Source organism: Niabella digestorum, from assembly GCF_036409055.1.
In the GTDB taxonomy this organism is placed as follows: Bacteria; Bacteroidota; Bacteroidia; order Chitinophagales; family Chitinophagaceae; genus Niabella; species Niabella composti.
Map to the genome: position 1 here is coordinate 1 of NZ_JAZGLY010000004.1, position 21,652 is coordinate 21,652.

15 protein-coding genes and 1 tRNA gene are annotated in these 21,652 nt (G+C 40.9%); 9 read left to right on the forward strand and 7 right to left on the reverse strand.

Features of this window, described 5'->3' with window-relative positions:
* Positions 1 to 295: 295 nt before the first annotated feature.
* The gene (locus V2H41_RS07525; RefSeq protein ID WP_330974527.1) at positions 296 to 3,517 is read left to right on the forward strand and encodes a ligand-binding sensor domain-containing protein; all 3,222 of its coding nucleotides are present in this window, start codon (positions 296 to 298) and stop codon (positions 3,515 to 3,517) included.
* Positions 3,518 to 3,945: 428 nt separating this feature from the next.
* On the opposite strand, the gene tig is transcribed toward V2H41_RS07525, so the two are convergent.
* Together tig and V2H41_RS07535 are read right to left on the reverse strand one after the other, a co-directional pair.
* Positions 3,946 to 5,334 (reverse strand): trigger factor, encoded by a 1,389-nt coding sequence (gene tig, locus V2H41_RS07530; protein WP_330974528.1) that lies wholly within the window; start codon positions 5,332 to 5,334, stop codon positions 3,946 to 3,948.
* Between the two features lie 81 nt (positions 5,335 to 5,415).
* Positions 5,416 to 5,497, reverse strand: a tRNA-Leu gene (locus V2H41_RS07535).
* A 207-nt stretch (positions 5,498 to 5,704) separates the two neighbouring features.
* On the opposite strand from V2H41_RS07535, the gene V2H41_RS07540 reads away from it, so the two are divergent.
* The 4 genes from V2H41_RS07540 to V2H41_RS07555 all read left to right on the forward strand — a co-directional run bounded on the left by V2H41_RS07540 (position 5,705) and on the right by V2H41_RS07555 (position 11,019).
* Positions 5,705 to 7,951, forward strand: coding sequence for a RelA/SpoT family protein (locus V2H41_RS07540; protein WP_330974529.1), 2,247 nt, complete (start codon positions 5,705 to 5,707; stop codon positions 7,949 to 7,951).
* 125 nt (positions 7,952 to 8,076) lie between these two features.
* Positions 8,077 to 9,339, forward strand: a complete 1,263-nt coding sequence (locus tag V2H41_RS07545; protein ID WP_330974530.1) for an adenylosuccinate synthase — start codon at positions 8,077 to 8,079, stop codon at positions 9,337 to 9,339.
* Between the two features lie 78 nt (positions 9,340 to 9,417).
* A complete protein-coding gene (locus V2H41_RS07550; protein ID WP_330974531.1) occupies positions 9,418 to 9,741 on the forward strand; it encodes a hypothetical protein in 324 nt (107 codons plus the stop codon).
* A gap of 69 nt (positions 9,742 to 9,810) precedes the next feature.
* The gene (locus V2H41_RS07555; protein ID WP_330974532.1) at positions 9,811 to 11,019 is read left to right on the forward strand and encodes an anthranilate synthase component I family protein; all 1,209 of its coding nucleotides are present in this window, start codon (positions 9,811 to 9,813) and stop codon (positions 11,017 to 11,019) included.
* Positions 11,020 to 11,028: 9 nt separating this feature from the next.
* Here the strand turns inward: V2H41_RS07555 and V2H41_RS07560 are convergent, their stop codons facing one another.
* Positions 11,029 to 11,808 carry a class I SAM-dependent methyltransferase gene (locus V2H41_RS07560; protein ID WP_330974533.1) on the reverse strand — a complete coding sequence of 260 codons (780 nt, stop codon included), beginning with the start codon at positions 11,806 to 11,808 and terminating at the stop codon, positions 11,029 to 11,031.
* A 77-nt stretch (positions 11,809 to 11,885) separates the two neighbouring features.
* Between V2H41_RS07560 and V2H41_RS07565 the strand changes: the two genes are divergently transcribed.
* Positions 11,886 to 12,617, forward strand: coding sequence for an esterase family protein (locus tag V2H41_RS07565; protein ID WP_330974534.1), 732 nt, complete (start codon positions 11,886 to 11,888; stop codon positions 12,615 to 12,617).
* Between the two features lie 15 nt (positions 12,618 to 12,632).
* Here V2H41_RS07565 and aat read toward each other — a convergent pair whose 3' ends face one another.
* On the reverse strand, positions 12,633 to 13,277 hold the full coding sequence (gene aat, locus V2H41_RS07570) for a leucyl/phenylalanyl-tRNA--protein transferase (RefSeq protein ID WP_330974535.1): 645 nt from the start codon (positions 13,275 to 13,277) through the stop codon (positions 12,633 to 12,635).
* A gap of 30 nt (positions 13,278 to 13,307) precedes the next feature.
* Complete coding sequence (locus V2H41_RS07575; protein ID WP_330974536.1) at positions 13,308 to 13,601, reverse strand: ATP-dependent Clp protease adaptor ClpS; 294 nt, start codon at positions 13,599 to 13,601, stop codon at positions 13,308 to 13,310.
* A 185-nt stretch (positions 13,602 to 13,786) separates the two neighbouring features.
* On the opposite strand from V2H41_RS07575, the gene V2H41_RS07580 reads away from it, so the two are divergent.
* The 3 genes from V2H41_RS07580 (at position 13,787) to V2H41_RS07590 (ending at position 16,828) form a co-directional block, all read left to right on the forward strand.
* Positions 13,787 to 14,209, forward strand: a complete 423-nt coding sequence (locus V2H41_RS07580; protein WP_330974537.1) for a hypothetical protein — start codon at positions 13,787 to 13,789, stop codon at positions 14,207 to 14,209.
* A gap of 187 nt (positions 14,210 to 14,396) precedes the next feature.
* A complete protein-coding gene (locus V2H41_RS07585; RefSeq protein WP_330974538.1) occupies positions 14,397 to 16,076 on the forward strand; it encodes a GMC family oxidoreductase in 1,680 nt (559 codons plus the stop codon).
* Between the two features lie 68 nt (positions 16,077 to 16,144).
* Positions 16,145 to 16,828, forward strand: coding sequence for a gluconate 2-dehydrogenase subunit 3 family protein (locus V2H41_RS07590; RefSeq protein WP_330974539.1), 684 nt, complete (start codon positions 16,145 to 16,147; stop codon positions 16,826 to 16,828).
* A gap of 117 nt (positions 16,829 to 16,945) precedes the next feature.
* On the opposite strand, the gene V2H41_RS07595 is transcribed toward V2H41_RS07590, so the two are convergent.
* Together V2H41_RS07595 and V2H41_RS07600 are read right to left on the reverse strand one after the other, a co-directional pair.
* Positions 16,946 to 20,284: a vitamin B12-dependent ribonucleotide reductase gene (locus V2H41_RS07595; RefSeq protein ID WP_330974540.1), complete on the reverse strand. Its 3,339-nt coding sequence runs from the start codon at positions 20,282 to 20,284 to the stop codon at positions 16,946 to 16,948.
* Between the two features lie 136 nt (positions 20,285 to 20,420).
* Positions 20,421 to 21,545, reverse strand: coding sequence for a cysteine desulfurase family protein (locus V2H41_RS07600; RefSeq protein WP_330974541.1), 1,125 nt, complete (start codon positions 21,543 to 21,545; stop codon positions 20,421 to 20,423).
* Positions 21,546 to 21,652 lie beyond the last annotated feature (107 nt).

Genomic DNA, 21,652 nt, shown 5'->3' on the forward strand with positions numbered 1-21,652 from the left:
GTATGATTAAAGAAAAAATGCTCAGAAAAGTGCATGCTGTAACAAAAAATGGCTTTCTGATTAAAGTCGCTTTATTTGTTATCGCATATACTTTTGAGAAATTAACATAACTGGCAACTTAAATTAAATAATTGAATAGGGAACGAAGCTAGATTCTTAGGCAATTCTTGCAATATCTCATGTGGAAAATGATAGACAGAAGTTAGAAATATATTTAGAAATATATATACAGAGCAAAGAAACAGCACATTTTGAGATAAAATTTGAAAGCCCCTAAGTAAAATAGCTTAAACTAATGAATTTTAATATTTTTGAATATTATATAAGTAATAATATAGATAAAATAATAATGATTGATTGTTGCCGTCTGTTTTTTAGTCGCCTAATTCATCCCATAATTGGATTGATTTTTACACTCCAAATACAAAATATTCATGCACAGCAATATATATCTAAAAACCTTAATACAAATAATGGTTTAAGCAATAACACCGTTTTTACCATACAGCAAGACAAAAGAGGCTTTATATGGATGGGGACTGCCGATGGCCTTAACAGATTTGATGGTAAGGCCTTTAAAAAATTCAACACTATAAGCAATAACAATAAAATAAAGGGTCCCCTATATGTATGGGAACTACTAGTGCACAGTAATGGTAGTTTATGGTTAGCCACCAATAAAGGCCTTTTTATCTTCAACGATACCACGGAACTTCTGGATCCGGTTAAAAATGTTCCCGAAGGTGTGGTACACCGGATGGCCGAAGACCAAACCGGAAAAGTATGGCTATCCCTTTATAATAATTTGTATGAATGCGATCCTTTAACAAGGGAAGCCATAAAATATCCTAATTACCAGAATCAAAAGTATACCGATATCATCGTAACCGACAATCACCAAATGTGGGTAGGCACCGAAAACGGAGAGCTAGGTTTGTGGATGCCTTTTGAACGTCGTTTCATTTTCTTCCCTGTAAGTACTCACTTTCAGCCTGCAAGTACCCGACGAATTATTAGGATATTTAAAAAGGATGATCGCACCTTGTGGGTAGGTACTTTAAAAGGTGTTACCGCTTTCGATATCCAACAGAAAAAAGCACAACCGGTAAGTTTAAGCTTCGGGGAAAGTACCAATATCACAGTTCGTGATTTTCAACAGGTGTACCCCAATGAATTCTGGGTGGCAACTAATAAAGGTATATATATACTGGATAGCAACGGCTCATACCAAAATAGGATTTTACAAAGCCCGGAAAACAGAAATTCCTTGGCTGATGATTATGTGTGGTGGCTACTTAAAGATGCTGAAGGAGGTATCTGGTGTGCCACATATCACAATGGCGTGAGCTACTACCCTCCCGTAAGTAACGCCTTTGAAGTATATACCGCTAATCTTCATTCTTCACATGGTTTGTGGGGGAAAAATTTCACTAACATCACTGAGGACGATCAAGGCCATATATGGATTGCCAGTGCTAAAGGGCTAAACCGTTTTGACCCACATACCCGTCGCTTTGAATATTTTTCCCAAACTCCTCACCAAGGCGCATTCTCCGGAGAAGATCTTTTAGGAATGGTTTATGATCAGGGTAAATTATGGTTGGGAGTATGGTTATACGGGCTGCAAGCATTGGATACAAGGAGTAAAAACATCGTAGAACACTATACGGCAGGAACTGGAACCAACGACTTAAAAAGCAACCGAATCATGTCACTCCATGTGGATTTAAATGGAAAAACGATATGGGTAGGTACTGCAGATGGTATTTTCCAATTCGACAAAGGCACCAAACGCTTTACCAGGTCTGATCATTTTCCCCAGCAAACACCCTACAACGTGATCACACAAACACCCGATGGAACAGTGTGGGGCTTAACACATGGATTGTTTTTCTACAACGAAAAACAAAACTTAAAAGGGGAGGTAAAGGTAATGGTCGATGGAAAAAATATTTTACCCACCAGCATCAACTCCGCATTACTAGTCTCCCGCGATGGCACTATCTGGTTGGGAACAGGTAACGGTCTGATAAACATTAATATACATACGAAGAAAACTTACATCTATACCAGCAAACACGGACTACCATCAGATATTGTTACCGCTATCGCCGAAGACAATTATGGCAAACTTTGGGTCACAACCGCAGCCGGAATAGTCATGTTAGATCCGGCCACTATGGCTTTGTCTCGCTTTGAACAGATAAAAGAATTCTCTGCAGGACAATTTGCTTATGCCAGCTCTTACAAAGCACGAAACGGCGATATATACATTGCAACACATGGAGGTATTATAAGAGTAAATCCCGATAATATAAAGACTTCCACTTACAAGCCGCCGCTTTACATAACTGAAATCACGATGCTGAATATCCCCCTTACTATTAATCCGAATAAAGGTCCATTAAAGCAATCCGCATCACTAACACATTCTATCACTTTTACACATAAGCAGTCCTCATTCGAAATTGATTTTGCAGCACTCAGTTATGCAGCTCCCGATGGTATACAATATGCGTATAAAATGGAAGGCTTAGACAATAACTGGTATTACATTAAAGATAAGCGCAATGTTAGTTTTATCGCCATAAAACCCGGGAAATACACTTTTAAAGTAAAAGCCACAGATAACAGAGGCATCTGGCAGGACAACGAAAGAGTATTGCATATTACTATCTTAAATCCTTTTTATGCAACAACCTGGGCTTATTTAACCTACGTCGTGCTTTTTTTCCTGCTCACCTACACCAGTCTGAAATATTATAAAAGAAACTTAGCAGAACGGCAGAAGAGAAACAAATTACTCTATGAAATTCAACGAGAAAAAGAAATTTATGCGTCAAAGACAGAGTTTTTTACGCATGTTATACATGAAATCAAAGCTCCTATCACGCTGCTGAAGGCCCCCTTAGAAATGGCTAAGATAGACACTGAAGATCGTCCCCGTACACAGAAGTATCTTAATATTATGGAAGAAGGTGTACAGCGATCTCTCAATCTGATCAATGAGTTGCTCACCCTTAAAAAAACAGAAAGCGCTCAAATGCAAATCCAACCCGAGCGGCTGGAACTAACTCCCTTCCTAGAATCGGTGTACTTTATTTTTGACCCAGTTATAAAACAAAAACAATTTGCTTTCAAATCCATAATAGAAAAAGGATTAACACATATATATGCTGACAAAGAAGCGCTTACAAAAATCATTAGCAACCTTCTAGATAATGCGCTCAAGTATGGTAAAAGTCAAATTATTCTTAAAGTACAACGTTCTACTGACCCAGATAAGATTGAAATTAGTGTAGCCAGTGATGGAGATTTAATCATTCCAGAAAACAGGGAAAAGATTTTTGAACCCTTTGCCCGGCTCAATCCCAAAGGAAATCTTCCGGGAACCGGCATCGGGCTTGCACTGTCTCGCTCACTGGCTACCCTGCATAGAGGTTCATTAGTTCTGGAGGTATCCGATAGCTACAATATATTTATTCTCACAATACCACAATCCCTCGAGAATAAATAAACTATTCAATTTATATGAAGATTTTGACAAAATTGATACGCAGAAGAAAAAAATTGATACGCAGAAGAAAGATTTTATAATAGATACTATAGAAATTTGCACAGGTACTTTATAAATTTGCCAAGACTAAATGCTTGTAAATATTGGTAGTTTGTAAAAATTTAATTGCAATTTACAATAAACAAACAGCACAAATTAATTGATTTTAAACTTTATACATTTTCTATTTAAAAGTTTAATAATAATCAGTCCCTTTAGAGATGATAATGCAGTAAAATATTAGAGTTTAGGTTAGGTTTATAACGCCCTGGGTTTTTACCCGGGGCAATTTTTTAATGAAGTTCTAAAGTAACTACTAAGGATAGGGGCTAATAAAAAAGGCGCTTATAATAAGCGCCTTTATATCAACAAAATATGTTACTGCATTATTAATGATGATGGTGCTGATGCTCTTCAACCATTTTATTAAATTCCTCCGCACTTACTTGCTTGGATTTTGGCTTTATTTGTTTTTCAGCCCATTCAAAAACTTTTTGAGACTGAATACGAGAGTAAGCATCCTCAACATACCTGCGATCATTCATCATTCTGTCTACATAATCCTTCACCCAGGGTTCTTCTTCGCTAGGTACCGCACCTCCCATATAGCTAAATAGCTGAGCTTTCGCAAATTCTCTTACCTCCTCGGGCTTCACCTCAATTTGTTGAACCTTAACAATTTTTTCAGTGATCAAAGTCCATTTCAGCTGATTCAGGAAAGTAGGTAACTCCTGCTCTACCTGTTCTTCAGTTTTGGCAGGCTGGCCGTTCTCGCTATTTTGAGATAACAACCATTTACGCAGGAATGCCTCAGGAAATTCAATCTTAGTATTGTCCACCAAGCTGTGGAAGATTTGATCATGAATTTGATTGCGACTTTGAGCAGCCCAATAATTGAAGATCTGATCTTTTACTTTAGCACGGAATTCTTCTTCAGTTTTTACATCCCCTTCAGGGAAAAGTTGTTTGAAGAACTCCTCATCCAATGCTCTTTTTTCGAGTTCTGCAACCTTAGTTATGGCAAGCTTAAAAGTTTTCTTTTTGTCTTCTTCGCTGTCCTTGTTCAATCCCAGATCTCCGGCTACATAATCCCACTCTTTTTCTTCAAAAGCCTCACCAATAGCAACTTGTATGCTATCACCAGCTTTCTTACCCATCAACTCTTTTTGTGTGGCTGCGGCAAAATATTTTACGAGGAAAGAGTTGTCTTTCTTCAAACCACCTTCCACTTCGTTACCTGCTGCGTCGGTTTCAATAAAACTAACATATACTACAGCGTTTTCACCAGAAACCGTTTCTTTATCCACCATATTACCGTAACGATTCTGCAATCTTTCCACTTCCTCATTAATCATTTCGTCGGTAATATCAATATTGTAGGCTGTAATATCGGCTTTTGCCAAATCTGCCAATTCAAATTCGGGTTTTAACCCTATTTCAAATTCAAAATTATATTCACCAGGATTGTTTACATCCAGTTGAGCAATATCCACATTCAATGGAAGCGGCTGAGCAAAGATCTCAGTTTTCTCATTTTGCAGATAATTGATCAGTTCTTTATCTACAGAACGTAATACCTCGTCGGTAAACAAAGAAGGGCCATACATTTTTTTAATTAGACCTGCGGGAACTTTTCCGGGTCGGAAGCCTTGCAGATTTGCCTTCTTACTATATTCTTTTAAAGTTTTTTCAAAACCTGGGAGATAATCGGCCTTATCTACTTTTACACTGATCTTTTCGTGCAACTGGCCAATAGGTTCTTTTGTAATTGTAGCCATGTTATAATAATAGTTTAATAAAAAAGTTTAAGGTTTAAGGCTTGTTGGTAAACGGAAACCTCAAACATTAAACTTTTCTAGTCCGGATGGAGGGACTCGAACCCCCACACCTTGCGGCATCAGATCCTAAGTCTGACGTGTCTACCAATTTCACCACATCCGGTTAACGATTCGGGGTGCAAAGGTAATGGATTTATTGAAGATTAAACACGATAATTTAATATTTTCGTCGAAGGTTTTTTTGGCTAGCGCAAAAAAGCAATCAGAGGCCGCTCAAACGTGTTGTTTTTACACGTAAAGAATCGTATATTTATATAATAATCACTTGTATACCTAAGAAGTGATATCGGACTAGGAGAGTATATTGATAATGAAGACAATAGAGCAAAAACCCAAATACAATCTTACCGAGGAAGAGGAAAAAAAGCTCATTTTACGCGAGTACCGTTCCCTGTTACGTTTATTAAAAGACAAACTAAAACCGGGCGATAAAGACCTCATACGTTCTGCTTTCGAAATGGCTGCAGAAGCTCACAGCAGCATGCGTCGCAAAAGTGGCGAACCCTATATTTTACACCCCATAGCCGTAGCTAAAATATGTGTAGAGGAAATTGGCCTTGGAGTGCGTTCCACTATATGCGCCCTATTGCACGACACCGTAGAAGACACCGATGTTACCCTTCAAGATATTGAACGCGAGTTTGGATCGGAGATTGCACGCATTGTAGATGGACTAACCAAAATCTCCAATGTCATAGATGTAAAAGCTTCGGCACAGGCAGAAAATTTCAGGAAAATTTTACTCACACTTACCGATGATCCCCGGGTAATTCTTATCAAACTGGCCGATAGGCTCAACAATATGCGCACACTCGACAGCATGAAGCGCGAAAAGCAGCTGAAAATTGCCTCCGAGACCGTGTACATTTTTGCTCCGCTGGCACACCGCTTGGGACTGTATGCCATCAAAACCGAGCTGGAAGATCTGGCCATGAAATATTTGGAGCCTGATACCTACAAAGAAATCGCCCGAAAACTCGCCGAAACCAAGCGCGAAAGAACGCGTTATATCAATGAATTTATCAAACCGATTAAAGAAAAACTCGAAAAAAACAATTTTAAGTTCGAAATATTTGGTCGGCCCAAAAACATTCACTCCATCTGGAACAAAATGAAAAAGAAAGGCGTATCCTTCGAAGAAGTATACGACCTTTTTGCCATCAGAATTATTCTCGACAGCAGTCCGGAAAAAGAAAAAGAAGACTGTTGGAAAGTTTACTCACTCATTACTGATGAATATACGCCGTCGATTGAGCGCTTGCGCGACTGGGTAAGTAATCCTAAATCCAACGGCTATGAAGCATTGCATACTACCGTAATGGGACCACGCGGGCGATGGGTGGAAGTACAGATTCGTACCCGCCGTATGAACGAGATTGCCGAGAAAGGGCTGGCCGCACACTGGAAATATAAAGAAGGCTCGCAAAGCGAAAACCGTTTTGATAAGTGGTTCCAACAGATACGGGAAGCGCTGAACAGTAAAGACGCCGACGATAGCGTGGCTTTTCTGCAGGACTTTAAAACCAGCTTCCTAGCCGAAGAAATTTATGTATACACCCCAAAAGGCGATATCAAAATGTTGCCTGCCGGTAGTAGTGCGCTGGATTTTGCCTTTGCCATACACTCGGCTATTGGTGCCAAAACCATCGGCGCTAAGGTCAATCACAAGCTGGTGCCTATCAGCTACAAGCTATCCAGCGGTGATCAGGTCGAAATCATCACCAGTAATAAACAATCACCTTCGGAAGACTGGCTCAAATTCGTCATTACAGCCAAGGCTAAAAACAAAATTAAGGAGGCGCTTAAAGAGGAGAAAAGGAAAATCGGAGAAGAAGGCAAATACACATTGCATCGCAAACTGGAAGCTATGGGAGTTCCCATGTATCCGGGCAATGTAGAAACTATAGCCCAGTACTATAAGCTGAACTCCAATCTTGAGCTGTATTATCAGATTGCTATAAAAAATATCGACCTTAAAGAACTTAAAGACTTTAAGGTTATGGGTGACAGGTTGGAAGCTCCGGCCCCACCTAAACCGGCCGAATCTAAAACAGAGAGCGCTCCACCATTACCTACTCCGGCTAAAGATGCCGAACTAATTATCTTCGGGGAAAGCAGCGACAAGATTGTATACACTTTGGCCAACTGCTGTAAACCCATTCCCGGTGATGACGTATTTGGCTTTGTTACTACTGGAAAAGGCCTTACCATTCACCGCACCAACTGTCCCAATGCACCTAAACTGATGGCCAACTACGGCCACCGGATTGTAAAAACTAAATGGGCGAAGAATAAGGAAATTTCCTTCCTCACCGGTATCAAAATTGTGGGTATCGACGATGTAGGTATGGTAAGCAAGATTACCAACCTCATCTCGGGCGAACTCAAAATCAATATTGCCGCCCTTACCATTGAGGCTCAGGAAGGCCTGTTCGAAGGAAACATCAAGGTATTCGTTCACGACAAGGAAGAGCTGGACGAGCTGGTGCGAAGACTGGGAGAGGTGGATGGCGTAGAGTCGGTCTCGCGGTACGATACAGAGGACATATCCAAATAAAAGCCGCTGAGCCTTTACTTCAAGAGCACCCTTTATATTTTTCGGCTTCCAAGGCCGATAATTTCTTTTTTCGCAACACGAACCCTTATTTTTGCACTTCAATTTTTTAACCAAAAACAAGGCAGATGGTAGATGTTATTTTAGGGCTTCAATGGGGAGATGAGGGGAAAGGTAAGATAGTAGATTATTTTGCTAAAGATTATGATGTGATAGCCCGCTTCCAAGGTGGTCCCAATGCTGGACACACCTTATACAAGGATGGCAAAAAACTGGTATTGCATCAAATACCTTCCGGAATTTTTTATGAAGATAAAATCAATATCATCGGAAATGGTGTAGTACTGGACCCTATCACATTAAAAAAAGAATGCGAGAACGTAGCCGCTTTCGGAATTGATCTTAAAAAGAACCTTTTTATTGCCGAACGCACCAACCTTATATTGCCCACCCATAGGGCACTGGATAAAGCTTCCGAACAGGCAAAAGGCAAAAGCAAAATCGGCTCTACATTGAAAGGTATCGGCCCAGCATATATGGATAAAACCGGCCGCAATGCATTGCGCGTGGGTGATATTTTACGCGACGATTTTAAAGAGCTATATGATCAATTACGCCAAAAACATCAGGTAATTATAGATACCTACCACTATAAAGAAGATATTTCCAACGACGAAAAAGAATTCTTCGAAGCCGTTGAATTCCTCAAAGAACTCAATATTGTAAACGGAGAATACTTCATCAACAAGCTTATTCAAGAAGGCAAAAAAATACTGGCCGAAGGTGCTCAGGGCAGCATGTTGGACCTTGACTTCGGGACCTTCCCCTTTGTTACTTCGTCCAATACTATTACCGCAGGCGTATGCAGCGGTTTGGGTATTGCACCCCAGCACGTGAAAGATGTTATAGGTATTACGAAAGCTTATTGCACCCGAGTAGGTAGTGGCCCCTTCCCTACCGAGCTGGAAAATGCCGACGGACAAAAGCTTCGCGATATTGGTAATGAATACGGTGCTACAACCGGGCGTCCACGCCGCTGCGGATGGATTGATCTGGTTGCCCTTAGCTATGCCTGCATGATCAACGGTGTTACCAAAATTGTAATGACTAAGGCTGATGTGCTCAATACCTTTGAAGAACTACAGGTATGTACTGCATACAGCATTCGTGGTAAGGAAATTAAGGAAGTCCCTTTCCGCCTCGATTTGGACCACTACGTTCCTGTATATCAGAAATTCGAAGGATGGAACACCGATATCAGTCAGGCAAAAGACTATAATTCGCTGCCCGAAAAGACCAAAAACTATATTAAATTTATTAATGAATATCTGGGAGTAGCTATTAAATATATCTCCAACGGGCCCGAAAGAGACCAGCTAATTGTTCTGTAATTTTTTTCAAAAAAAGAAAATTAAAAAATTTGGCGATTTAAAAACTTCGAATAAAATTTACAGTATAATTTTTAGATTATGGCAAAGTCAAATAAATCTAAATTAAGTGACAAAGAGACCTTTAACGAAAAGAAGCCTGTAAAGAAAGCTTCCCCGAAATCGAAAAAGGAAGAAGAATTTGATGATGAAGATGACATTGACGAAATTGATGATTGGGATAAGGTAGAAGAAGATGACGATTGGGATAAAGACTTTGAGGAGTTCGATTTGCCAAAGTCGAAAGGTAAATCCGGCAGAGGTAAAAAGTCATTTGATGATGACGATGACTTCGGCTTGGATGATGAGTTCAAAGATTTGTTTGGCGATCCAACCTTCGATGATGACGAGGAAGACGACTTTTAATAATCTCTTTTACTAAAACCATTGCAAAGCACTTTTACAGTTAACGATATAAGTGTTTTTAAACAAAAGGTGTTGAATTGGCTTCGAAAGTTCAACACTTTTTGTTTTTTAGACAGCAACCATTATACCGGCCACCACCAATGGCTAATAGGTGCTGGAGCCGTACGGCAATATCAATCCTCCGGTATTGACGCCCTTCCCGGTTTCGAACTATTTCTAAATCAGAGACCCTCCTGGTTATTGGGGCATTTGGGCTACGAATTAATCACATTTGAAAGAACAAGCCACACCTTTAAAGCTGATCACATACAATTTCCTGACATCTTCTTTTTTGAACCAGAAGTACTGCTGATTTTGAAAAAAGAGGTTTTGGAAATTATCGGAAGCGATCCTGAGGCCGTATTTCAAGCTATTGAAAACTCCGAGAACGTTCATACCGGTACTACAACCCTATCAGTACCCGTACAAAATAAAATACCGAGGGAAGAATATCTCCATATCATTAAACGCCTGCAGGAACACATTCATAGAGGCGATTGTTATGAAATTAATTTCTGTCAGGAATTTTTTGCCGAAGGTGTGAGGTTGGATCCCATTACGCTGTTCGCCCAACTCAATACCCTATCCCCCAATCCCTTTGCCGGACTGTATAAAACAAATGACAAGTGGCTATTATGTGCCAGCCCCGAGCGCTTTCTGAAAAAAAATGGCCAACATATCATTAGTCAGCCGATCAAAGGTACTATGCAGCGCATCAGCGGCACAGCTACAGAAAAACAACAGCTGCTGCAAAGTGAAAAAGATAAAGCCGAAAATGTAATGATAGTAGATCTGGTGCGTAACGATCTATCGCGCATTTGTAAGGAGGGTAGCGTAAAAGTGGATGAACTCTTCGGCATATATAGTTTTCCGCAAGTGTATCAAATGATTTCCACCATCAGTGGGGCATTGCAGGATGATGTACGTTTTATGGATATCATTAATGCTACTTTTCCCATGGGTTCCATGACGGGTGCACCTAAAATCAAAGTCATGCAGCTCATCGATCAATATGAAAGAAGCAAAAGGGGTATTTTTTCAGGGGCGTTGGGATATTTTACTCCCGAGAGGGATTTTGATTTTAATGTAGTAATCCGTAGTATGATGTATAACGAATCTAACGGCTATCTTTCATTCCAAACCGGAGGCGGCATTACAGCTTACAGCAATGCCGAAAAAGAATGGGAAGAATGCATGCTGAAAGCCAAAGCAATCAAAAGCATTTTGGGCAACGAATAAAAGCAACTGCTATTTCTCCGCTATGTAAAATAAATCCAAACATTCATCATTTACTTCTGACAGAAAATAATCGCTCATTTGAATACTGGAGACTAGTGTATTATCGCTTTTAAGCATTTTTTTACGGTTCCATCTGTTCAGGATATCATAAGGTATTTGCAAACACCAGCGCGGTAAATTGTATTGAAGATTAAAAATATCAAAGCGAGTAATTCTTTCTACTGCTTTTTTATTGGCTTGATAATATTCCATCACTTTATCATTACCATACACACCGAGTGCTTGAACAGATGTGAAATCCTGTAGCAGTAATTTCTTCAGCTCATCTACCGTGTACTCACGCACATGCCAAGGATTGCGAGTAAGTGACATTTTCTTATTGGGTGTGGTAACGATAAGTTTGCCGCCAGGTTTAAGCACCCGCTGAATCTCTTTTACAAAAAGCTTATCGTTCTTAATATGCTCGATTACCTGAAAGGTAATTACATAATCAAAAGTATTATCGGCTATTCCGGCTAATGGAGGAATACTCATCTTAATGAATTCAATGTTGTGGTGTTTAGCCACCAGTTCCGGAATATTATCGTTCTGAAATTTATCAATCGTTACAAATCGAGTTGCTTTTGAGGCAATATGCTCAATACCGTAGCCGCTACCCGTTCCTATTTCCAAAACATTACCCGATACCATATTGGCGGCTTCTGCATAAGCCAGTAAGGAGCGCTGATAAACATAGTTATCAGAAGCATCTAATTGCGAAACCCTTTCTGCTGTTTGTATTAATTTCATCCGTTTGTAATAAGGCTTCAAAAATATAAATATTCAACACTATCGGTAAAATATTTTATTTTAGAAAAAAGTTTTACATGAAAAGAGACATCTTTGGATGGTATAGTCCTTCGCTGAATAAAGAGATGCCCATTGTAACCTATGGACATTATGGCTTTGCATTATTACTGGTACCCACGGCAGCAGCAGATTATCTCGAATATGAACGCTTTGAGCTTATTGAGGCACTGCGGCCATTTATCGAAGCTGGTACCATCAAAGTATTTTCTGTAAACAGTGTAAATAACGAAAGCTGGTTGAATCAGCATATGCCCCCCCAAGAAAAATCGATCCGGCATGATCAATGGAATAATTATATCTACAATGAAGTAATTCCTTACATTAAAAATGCTACCAGTAGCCAGACCCCTATTATTGTAAGCGGAGCCTCTTTTGGTGCACTGCACAGTATGAATTTATTTCTAAAACGACCCGATCTTATTAATGGTGTTATTGCTATGAGCGGCGTGTATGATCTTACCTATTACAGCGATGGTTATATGGACGATAGTGTGTATTTCAATAGTCCGTGGCATTATATGCCTAATCTCACCGACCATCATATTTTGGAAACCATCCGTAAAAGTAATCATATTCATATCCTCACCGGAAGTGGAGCTTACGAGGACCCTAAAGCTGGCGGAGAGTTTGCACGCATCCTATACCAAAAAGGAATTGCCTATGATTTTCAAAACTGGGGCGAACAATACAAGCACGACTGGCCAACCTGGCGAGAAATGCTACCAACCGTATTGCATTACAAGTTTTAACAAACTATCCAAAAATCAAATCCATTTTTTCAATAAAGCTTGAAACTCCTGACCATCAATCATACGTGCCCCAAAGCTTTCCAAATATTCGGTGTATACCTGACAGTCGATCAATTGTACATCCTCAGCAACCAGCTGCTGCACATATTTGGTAAACGCATACTTAGAAGCATTACTTACCAAGCTAAACATACTTTCGCCAAAAAACACCTTTCCCAGTCTTACTCCGTATAACCCTCCCACCAGTTGTCCATCTTTCCAAACTTCGGCACTATGAGCATACCCTAGTTGGTGCAGCTGCGTATAGGCACGCACCACCTCCTTACGAATCCAAGTACCATCCTGTCCCGGACGCGGTACGGTTTTACAATGTTCAATTACTTTTTCAAAAGCACGATTGATGGTAAAATCAAATGCATTACGATTCAAAAGGGGCTTCAGACTTTTTTTGACTTTAAATTCAGATGGGAAAAGGACAAAACGAGGATTGGGACACCACCATAAGATAGGTGGCTCGCTATACCAAGGGAAAATACCCGAACGATAGGCCAATAATAATCTTTCTACGGACAAATCTCCACCCATCGCCAGTAATCCGTCGGGCTCGGCCAGATGCACGGGAGGAAAATACAACGACTCGTCAAGAGCAAATAACGGCATAGAGCAATCAATTCCAAATCAAAGCCTGATTTAAGATACCACTTCCTCTACGGTAGCATTAATACCTCTGTCGAGGATGGCATCGCACATCGGCTTCAATTCTTCATACTCACCCTCTTTCACAGCATATTTACCCTTAAAATGAATAATATATGCACATTGCTCCGCCTGCTCATAACTGTGCCCACATATATCCATGAGCGTTTCAATCACCCAGTCAAAGGTGTTTACATCGTCATTCCACACTATCAACTGGCACGATGAAGTAGGTACAGCAAGTACATCTGTACTTTCCGAAAACCTTGTATCAGTGCTGTTTTGCATAAGACAAAGATATAGCATTTAAAAATAGACTTGTACCCCCCTCAGGTTCAACAAAAGACGTATCGACTTATAAATATTTACAACTTTTATATATCAATTACATAGGATAATGGTAGTCTTTGGCATGCATATTGCACCCTATCAATAAATATGAATATTCCTCAACCCTACAAAAAACTTTTTTAATGAAAAATCGTCCTACACTAGCTCTCTTGGCAATCCTTGCAATTATACTTTTTAGTGCATGTAGTAAAACCCGTGATGGGTTGGGCTTGGATGCAATAATTAATAATGCTAGAATCGGCAAATGGGATGTTCGCCATTTAACCTATGTAGGAAATTCATCCACTCCTTTACTGGATGAGAATCTTACTCCCGGCTCAGCATATGCAGAATTTAAATCAAACGGAAAAGTACAGTACTATGATGCAGAGGGTGTACACAATCCTGCACTGGACGTAAACTATACTTTTGTAGATACTAAAACCCTCATTTACGATGGCGTGGAATACAAGATTCAGGAAAACCTCGCAGGTACTTTTAAAAAAATGACACTGCAACGTAACACTGATACGGGCAGAGATGTATATATTTTTGAAAGAGATTAAACATATAAAATATTTGTCTATATAGACATCAATAAAAAAAGCCGGGCTAATAGCCCGGTTTTTTCATAAAGGCTCTTTAAACTTTTTTTAAATTGTATAGAGCAATCATTTTTTTTAAATATCTTTAAAACCTGCTTGCACCAAAAGCTTGAATTTTTTTTAACGAAAACTATTTAAACGATTCCATATGGCGAATAACACGTATGATGCTATTGTCGTAGGCAGTGGCATATCAGGTGGTTGGGCAGCTAAAGAGCTCACTGAAAAAGGCCTGAAAACTATCATGCTCGAAAGGGGTCGGGACATTAAACATGTTCAGGACTACGTGAATGCAAATAAAAATCCCTGGGACTTTCCTCATCGCGGAGGCAGAACACAGGAAATGATTCAAAACTATCCAGTATTAAAAAGAGACTATCCACTTAACGAAACCAACCTAGACTATTGGGTAAATGAAAAAGAATGCCCCTATGTAGAAACGAAACGCTTCGACTGGTATCGTGGCTATCATGTAGGAGGTCGCTCTCTCATGTGGGGACGTCATTGCTATCGTCATAGCGATATAGATTTTGAAGCTAACGCACGTGAAGGTATTGCAGTGGATTGGCCCATACGCTACAAAGACATTGCGCCCTGGTATAGTTATGTAGAAAAGTTTGCTGGAATCAACGGAAGCAATGAAAACTTCCCAGGTTTTCCTGATGCAGAACTGATGCCGGCCATGCCTATGAATTGCGTGGAAAAAGATGTTGCAGAAAGAGTAAGAAAACATTTCAATGGTACGCGCATTATTACCAATGCTCGCATAGCCAATATTACCCGCCCATTAGAAGGTCGCAGTGCCTGCCAATATCGCAATAAATGCTGGTTGGGTTGTCCTTTTGGTGCTTACTTCAGTACACAATCCTCTACACTACCGGCTGCAATGAAAACAGGCAATCTTACATTGCGCCCCTTCTCTATTGTAACCAAAATTATTTACGATAAAGACACTCAGAGAGCAAAAGGAGTTGAAGTGCTTGATGCCGAAACAAACCAAACTTACGAGTACTACGCTAAAGTAGTTTTCCTCTGCGCTTCTGCACTCAATTCCACTTGGATTCTGATGAACTCGGCTACCGATATTTGGCCTGAGGGATTGGGTAGTAGCAGCGGCGAGTTAGGCCACAATCTGATGGACCACCATTTCCGTTGCGGTGCATCAGGCAAAGCTGAGGGATATGAGGATAAATATTACTTCGGACGCAGACCCGGCGGTATCTATATTCCAAGGTTTAGAAATATTGGTAACGACAAGAGAGACTATCTGCGTGGATTTGGTTACCAAGGTAGCGCCAGCCGCCAGGGATGGCAACGCAACATCGCCGAATTAAGTGTAGGAGCAGAACTGAAAGAAGCGCTGTGCGAACCCGGACCATGGACATTAGGTCTCGGCGCCTTCGGTGAAATATTGCCCTATCATGAAAACAAGGTCACACTGGATAAAAACGTAAAAGATAAATGGGGCTTACCAGTTTTGAATATCGATGCTGAAATCAAAGAAAATGAAAAGAAAATGCGCATCGATATGATGAACGATGCTGCTGAAATGTTGGAAGCAGCCGGACTGAAAGACGTAAAAACCTACGATAATGTTTACGGGTTCGGTCAGGGAATCCATGAAATGGGTACAGCGCGCATGGGTCGTGATCCCAAAACATCAGTACTGAACGGCAACAATCAGGTATGGGATTGTAAGAACGTATTTGTAACGGATGGTGCCTGCATGACAAGTGCCTCCTGCGTTAATCCATCACTTACCTATATGGCGCTTACAGCAAGAGCTGCAGACTTTGCGGTAAGTGAATTAAAGAAAGGAAACCTTTAATAAATTTATATAACATTCGACAACGAAAAGAGTAAAATTCAATACGCTGTCATTTCAAATAAATTACCATGAACAGAAGAACAGCAGTACAAAGGGTTGCCCTCTTATTGGGAGGTACAGTACTCGGCGCAGAAATGTTTCTGCAATACGGCTGTAAACCCGCCGCCAACAAAGATGCAGCCGAAGCCGGAGCTAAGACATTGCCCGACTTCTTCACTAAAGAAGAAATTGCTTATCTGGATGAAATAGCCGAAACCATCATACCCCGAACCGATACTCCTGGTGCCAAAGATGCCAAAGTAGGAGAATTTATGAATGTAATGGTTCGTGATTGCTATCGCCCCGAAGAGCAAAAAGTTTTCAGAGAAGGCATGAAGAAAATCGAGGCACTTAGCAAAGAAAAATACGGCAATGGTTTTATGCAAATACAACCCGAGCAACGCAAAGAGTTGCTGACCATGCTAGATAAGGAGGCAAAAGAGTACACCAAAACGCCCGAGTATAAAGCTAAGAAAGAAGCTTTGGATAAAGAAGAAGCTATTAAAGACTCTCTGGAAAGAGCAAAGGGCAACTTTGGATACGATAAGGCCTCAATACCGCGTCATTATTTCAGAATGATGAAAGAATTAACGCTTTTAGGCTTCTTTACATCAGAACCAGGTGCGACCAAAGCCCTGCGCTATGTAGCGATACCCGGTAAATACGAACCCTGTATCCCTTATAACAAAGGAGATAAAGCTTGGGCAACTTAGTACAACAGAAAATAAGAAACACTATGTGACAATAACTAAGGTTGTATATACGTCACATAGTGTTTATATATTTTAAAGAAAAGAATACCTTATCGTAATAAGGTATTCTTTTTTGTTCTAACTACAACCCAAACTATTACCGCAATTGAGACATTTGTAGCAGGTTCCACTTCTTACAGTAATATGTCCACACACATTACAGGCGGGGGCATCAGACTGCATATTTTTAGCAGCTACGTTTACTGCATCTAATCCCTGCGACATAGCACTACCATTCTCCTCTACTTTAGGTGCAGCAGCTACCACTCTTACTTCACTCATTTCATAAGTACGTTCACCAATAGTAGGTGAATCTTCACTCCATTCTCCCTCTTCTCCATCTGCAATCCGGTTTCCAGGCTGATCCAAAACATGTACCAAATCCGTGCGTCCGAGATAATCATATGCCAAAGCACGGAATATAAAATCTACTATAGATGTTGTAGACTTAATGTTAGGATGCTGCACCATTCCGGAAGGTTCAAAACGAGTAAATACAAATTTCTCTACATACTCTTCGAGAGGTACACCATACTGTAAGCCGATGGAAACGGCTATCGCAAAGCAGTTCAACAGGCTGCGCATAGTGGCACCTTCCTTCGCCATATCGATAAAGATTTCTCCCAATGTTCCATCGCTATATTCTCCTGTACGTAAGAATAATGTTTGCCCGTTAATCTTGGCTTTCTGCGTATACCCCCTACGTTTTGCAGGTAAGGTCCTACGCTCCACAATTCTTGCCAGCTGCCTTTTAAGGCTGGTATCGGCACTATTCTGCACGCGTTTATTTACCTCTTCCAGCAGCTCATCAATGGTAAGCTTACCTAAATCTATGATACTACTTTCGGCAACGGGTTCTTCTTTTTGCTCTACGACATCTTCAGTTTTATTTTTCTTATCACTTTTATTACTGAGCGGCTGACTGAGCTTAGAACCATCACGATATAATGCACAGGCTTTGAGTCCCAGCTCCCAGCTTAGCTTGTAAGCATCAGCAATTTCTTCAACGGTTGCTTCATTGGGGAGATTGATAGTTTTACTAATGGCACCACTAAGGAAAGGCTGTACGGCTGCCATCATACGGATATGACCATGCGCATGAATATAGCGTTTACCTAAAGGACCGCATTTATTAGCACAATCAAATACTGGCAAATGCTCTTCTTTCAGATGCGGAGCCCCTTCTACGGTCATGGTACCACATACATAGGTATTAGCAGCATCAATCTGTTCCTTAGTAAAGCCTAATGCGTCTAACATGCTCCAGCCAAAATCGTTGTATTGCTCTGGTTTAAAGCCCAGGCGCTGCATACATTCTTCACCCAATGTATACACATTAAATGCGAAACCTATTTCAAATGCAGTACCCATTGCTGCATTGAGTTTATCCAAATCGGCTCTAGTAAAGCCTTTAGCTGCCAGGCTTTCTTCGTTAATGTAAGGAGCTCCTTTTAGTGTGGCATGCCCCTTTGCATAATGAACAATATCTTCAATTTCTTTTTCAGAATAGCCCAAGGTACGCAACGCTAGTGGTACACTTTGATTGATGATTTTAAAATATCCGCCGCCACTTAGTTTTTTGAATTTCACCAAAGCAAAATCAGGTTCTACTCCGGTAGTATCGCAGTCCATAACCAGCCCAATAGTGCCGGTAGGAGCGATTACAGTAGTCTGTGCGTTTCTGTAGCCATACTGCTCACCCAGTTTCACAGCATTGTCCCAAGCTTTGGTAGCAGCTTTCAGCAAATAATCCGGACAGTGGGTGGCATTGATACCACAAGGTTTTATCTCCAGCCCTTCATACGCTTCGGTAGCATCGTAGGCGGCTGCCCGGTGGTTGCGCATCACGCGCATCATATGCTCCCTGTTTTCTTCAAAACGAGGGAATGGCCCCAATATAGATGCCATTTCGGCGGAAGTACTATAAGCCACTCCAGTCATAATAGCCGTAATGGCACCGGCAATGCCTCTAGCAGCCTCGCTGTCGTAAGGTATACCACTTACCATTAGCAGGCTACCTAAGTTAGCAAAGCCTAAACCTAAGGTGCGGTAATCATAACTAAGTTGTGCTACTTCTTTTGATGGGAATTGTGCCATCAGCACAGATATCTCAAGCACAACCGTCCACAAACGACAGGTATATTCAAACCCCTCCACATCGAAGAGGTTCTCGTTTTCATCATAAAACTTGCGCAGGTTGACACTTGCCAGATTGCAAGCTGTATTGTCCAAAAACATGTATTCACTACAAGGGTTGCTGGCCCTAATGCGTCCACCCTCGGGGCAGGTATGCCATTCATTGATGGTGGTATCGTATTGTGTTCCCGGATCGGCACAACGCCACGCTGCATAAGCTATTTGCTCCCACAGATCTCTGGCTTTTACTTTTTTCATTACCGAGCCGTCGCATCTGGCTTTTAGCTCCCAGTCGCCGTCTTCTGCCAATGCTTTGAAGAACGTATTAGGAATACGCACCGAGTTGTTACTGTTCTGCCCGCTCACGGTACGATAAGCTTCGCCCTCGTAGTCACTAGGATAACCGGCTGCAATTAATGCAGCTACTTTATCCTCTTCTTTAACCTTCCAGTTAATGAAATCTTCTATTTCGGGATGATCTAAATCTAGGCACACCATTTTCGCCGCTCTACGAGTAGTGCCTCCACTTTTAATAGCTCCGGCAGCACGGTCACCCACACGCAAAAAGCTCATCAACCCGCTAGATGTTCCACCTCCACTAAGCTTTTCACCCGCTGCACGTATATTGCTAAAATTAGTTCCCACTCCGCTACCATATTTGAAAATACGGGCTTCGCGTACCCACAAATCCATAATACCGCCTTCATTCACCAAGTCATCTTCAACACTCAAAATAAAACATGCATGCGGTTGCGGTCTCTCATAAGCCGAAGTAGATTTTTTTAATTGCTGATCCTTAGGATCTACATAGTAGTGCCCTTGTGGCTTACCTGTGATACCATATGCTTCGTGCAAACCAGTATTGAACCATTGGGGACTATTGGGTGCACAAGATTGATTTAATATGGAATATACCAGCTCATCGTAAAAGATTTGCGCATCTTTTTCACTCGCAAAATAATTATAGCGCTCGCCCCATTTGCGCCAGCAATGTGCCATACGATGTGCCACTTGCTTAATACTGGTCTCCCTTCCCAAAGAGCCATCAGGCTGAGGAACACCAGCCTTTCTAAAATATTTCTGAGCAAGAATATCTGTAGCAATCTGGCTCCAGTGTTCTGGAACTTCCACATTATCCAACTGAAAAACGACCTCACCGCTAGGGTTTTTAATAACCGAAGTGCGGTAGTCATACTTAAACATATCGAAAGGATTCACGCCTTCCTTGGTGAATTTTCGGGAGAATACAAGGCCTTTGAGAGCGGGATTTTTAATTGCCATCATGAAATGTTTTAGAAGTTACCAGATAATGGATCAGACTATGACGAATTTATCCCTTCTCGCAGAAGATTCCGAATAATAAATATGCACAAATGTGGAAAAGAAATTTTACCCCCCTTGAAAGAAGCTTAAAAGCCTATAAAAGCTCTTTAATCTTCTCAATTACTTGGTCAATTTCCTCCTTGGTGTTATACTTACTGAATGAAAAACGAATGGCTACCCGGTCGGGGTCTTTGCTGATGGCATTGATTACGTGCGAGCCCTGATTAGCTCCACTGCTACAGGCGCTCCCCCCCGAAACACAGATGTTGTTTATATCCAAATTAAACAACAGCATCTCGGACTTTGGCGTGGCTGGGAAAGAGACATTTACGATAGTGTAAAGACTACTACCGCTATAATCCCCATTGAACTTTATATTAGGAATATGCTTTTGTAGCTGCTCAATCAAGTAGTCCTTTAAGGATTTAATATATGCCGAATCCTTTTCATAACGCTCCATCGACAGCTCCAGCGCCTTAGCAAAACCCACAATTCCGTATACATTTTCGGTGCCGGCCCTCATGTTACGCTCTTGCCCGCCGCCGTGAATCAAAGGCTTTACTTGCACATTATTATTGATGTAAAGAATTCCGGTACCTTTCGGGCCATGAAACTTATGCCCCGAAGCCGAAATAAAATCCACCTGTATACGACTCAGATCGATGGGATAGTGTCCTACAGTCTGTACACAGTCAGAATGAAACACAGCATTGTATTTTTTGCATAAGGCACTTACTGCATTGATACTTAAAAGATTGCCGATCTCATTATTGGCGTGCATGAGGGTAACCAAGCATTTCTTTGGTATTTGCGCCAGCTGCGATTCCAAATCTTGCAAATCGATGTGACCGTCGGGTAACAGTTTTACAAAACTACTGGTAATATCGCCTGTGGCGTAATGACTTACAGTGTGTAAAACTGCGTGGTGTTCGATAGGTGATGTAATAATATGTTTGCAACCTAAATCACGAATGGCTGTTAAGATTGCCATATTGTTGCTTTCAGTGCCACCGCTTGTAAAAAAAATTTCCCCGGGGTGAGCATTTAACAGCTTTGCTACTGTTTTACGAGCATTTTCCACAGCTAGGCGGGTTTCTCTTCCATAGGAGCAAATAGAGGAAGGATTTCCGAAGTGTGTTGTCATATAGGGTAGCATTGCGTCTAGCACATCCTTATCGAGCGGTGTGGTAGCGGCATTATCTAAGTAAATTCTTTGCATAAACAAATAACAAAACTTGCGCCGGCAAAGTTATTATAAATAGATACGTCAAATGAACCCAAGATGAAAAATTCACAACACCCTGAAAGTAAAAACCTTACCAAGCA